Origin of the sequence: Bartonella sp. MR30HLJHH (genome assembly GCF_042194195.1) — a bacterium.
Lineage (GTDB): Bacteria > Pseudomonadota > Alphaproteobacteria > Rhizobiales > Rhizobiaceae > Bartonella > Bartonella grahamii.
Genome location: NZ_JBHIMO010000059.1, coordinates 1 through 2489 on the forward strand (window position 1 = coordinate 1; position 2489 = coordinate 2489).

A 2489-nucleotide genomic window follows, 5' to 3' on the forward strand; every position below is an offset into this window, starting at 1 on the left:
CCGTTTTTCAGTTCGTGATGTAAAGCTTTCTTTCTTGGTACGCCGAAAGCCCCATTCCTCAAGATGAGAAAAAAATCAAGGCAAGGAGCAACTATGAATAAGAAAACGCGTAAGGGTCTATCGGTTCGTGCGTTTGCAAAAAAGATGGGTGTTTCACATAATGCGGTGGTTTCTCGGATAAAGACAGGTAAATTTGATGCGGCTCTTTTTGAAGATGGTTCTGTCAATGAAGCCCTTGCCACAAGCATCTGGAATGAAAATCCAACAAAGCGCCCTCCCCCATTTTTAGCACCTGATGGACAACGGCGAACAAAGATCAAACAAGCCTCCACAGATGGAGCCAACGAATACAAGATAAAACTGGAGCGAATGCAAGTTGCGCTAGCAAAAGAAAAGATTGCTCTGGAAAAGTTACGCGAAACAACTGTCGATCGTGAAGAAGTGAGAAAAGAAGCATGGAACTTTGGAAGAGCGCATCGAGATACAATGCTCAATTTTGCCTATCGCTTTGGTGCTGAAATTGCGGCGCAAGTGGGATGTGATGCTGCGAGCCTTATTGGAGCTATCGATCATCATATACGCAAAGCTTTAATGGAAAATGTCGTCCCTATTTCTTTTCACGATCCCAACATTTTAGAAGAGAATCCAGAACATGATAAGTGATGCTTCGCCCTCGTCCTCTGATGCTGGGCTCTTTTTTTGCTATGCGAATGAAGGACGCCGTCCTGACCCGCCTTATACTGTTTCCCAGTGGGCTGATAAAAATCGTTATTTGAGCACAGTTACAAGTGCTGAGCCTGGATTATGGAGGACTATACGTACCCCCTATTTGCGAGAGATCATGGATAATCTTTCTGTTTATGATCCGACTGAAACAACGGTTGTGATGAAAGGGGCACAGGTTGGAATGTCGGAAGCAGCGTTGAACTTTTGTGGTTATGCCATTCATCATAGTCCAGGACCTGCCCTTTATGTGATGCCGACAGTTGAGACCGCTAAGAAACTGTCAAAGTCTCGTCTTGATCCGATGATTTCAGCTAGCCCTGCTTTAAGTGAACGCATTGCTCCTGCTCGTGCACGAGACAGTGGAAATACAATGTTTTCAAAGGAATTTTATGGGGGAACATTGATGATTACAGGAGCAAATAGTGCAGCTGGATTGCGTTCTTCTCCTATTCGCTATTTGGTTTTGGATGAAGTCGATGCTTACCCATTGAATGTCGATAATGAAGGCGATCCTGTAACAATTGCTGAAAAACGAACCTCTGCTTTTATTCAACGTAAAATTTTTAAATTGTCCACGCCAACACACCGTGACACAAGCCGTATTGCCAAGGATTTTGTGCTAGGAGACCAGCGATATTACAATGTTCCTTGTGATGCGTGTGGTACGCTACAACCGATTGTTTGGTCACAAATCAAGTGGACAAAAGGCGCCCCCGAAAAAGCTGTTTTTGTTTGTGCGCATTGTGGTCATGAACATGCCGAACATCGTAAGTCCACCTTAATGGCAGAAGAAAACGGTGCTTGCTGGATCGCAACACAGGAGTCAAGTAAGCCTCGTCTGCGTTCTTACCATATTTCAGCGCTTTATTCGCCATGGCTGACTTGGGGCGATTGTGCGCGCGAATTTTTAAGAGCCAAAGAAGATCCTGCTCTTTTACAGGTTTTTATTAATACAGTGCTTGGAGAGCCATGGGAAGACAGAACGGGAGAGGTCATCGATACCGATAGTCTTTATGCAAAACGTGAAGATTATCCCATTGCACCAGAACAAGCCGTGTTGTTGACAGCAGGCATCGACGTGCAAAATGACCGATTAGAGCTTGAAGTGGTGGGATGGGGACGCAGTGAAGAAAGCTGGCATATTGATTATCAGGTCATCCCTGGTGATCCCTCTTCTTTTGAAGTGTGGGACCAATTGGATGAATATCTTGCAAAGCGCTGGCCACATCCAGGCTATAAAGAGGGTATCAGAATAACAGCTGCTTGTATTGATACCGGTGGTGGACACACACAAGCGGTTTATAATTATGTGCGCCCCCGTGAGGGACGACGTATCTGGGGGATTAAGGGGCAAGCGGGATGGCGTGCAGTATGGCCGCGCCGTCCAAGCAGAAACAATAAGGGGCAGATTAATCTCTATATTGTTGGGGTTGACGCAGCAAAAGATATTATCACGGCACGGTTTAAAAAATCCGGTCCTGAAGCATCGGGTGCTGGTGCAACACACTTTCATAAAAACCTTGATCGGGAATATTTTGACCAGCTAACCGCTGAAAGAAAAGTCATCAAATATTTTAAAGGCTTCAAGCGCATTGAATGGCAAAAAAGCGAAAAGGCAAGAAATGAAGCCTTGGACTGTAGGGTCTATGCTTATGCGGCTTTACAAGGTCTGATTTCGGCAGGAATAAACCTTAATCGAGAAGTCGATATCTTAGAAGAGCGTCTGGAAAAACTTAAAATTGAAGGCTCTTTAGAGCAGCCAA

At 45.0% G+C, this 2489-nt stretch carries 2 protein-coding genes; both read left to right on the forward strand.

Translation table 11 applies throughout. From position 1 onward, the window contains the following. Nucleotides 1–93 precede the first annotated feature (93 nt). Complete coding sequence (locus ACFIKR_RS09160; RefSeq protein ID WP_375659626.1) at nt 94–663, forward strand: hypothetical protein; 570 nt, start codon at nt 94–96, stop codon at nt 661–663. Further along, nucleotides 653–2489, forward strand: a 1837-nt coding sequence (locus ACFIKR_RS09165; protein WP_375659627.1) for a phage terminase large subunit family protein, incomplete at its 3' end; no start/stop codon positions are given. The genes ACFIKR_RS09160 and ACFIKR_RS09165, both read left to right, overlap by 11 nt.

Excerpts from the sequence above, each read along its gene's own strand:
- ACFIKR_RS09160 (WP_375659626.1), top strand. The coding sequence starts at position 94 with ATGAATAAGAAAACGCGTAAGGGTCTATCGGTTCGTGCGTTTGCAAAA.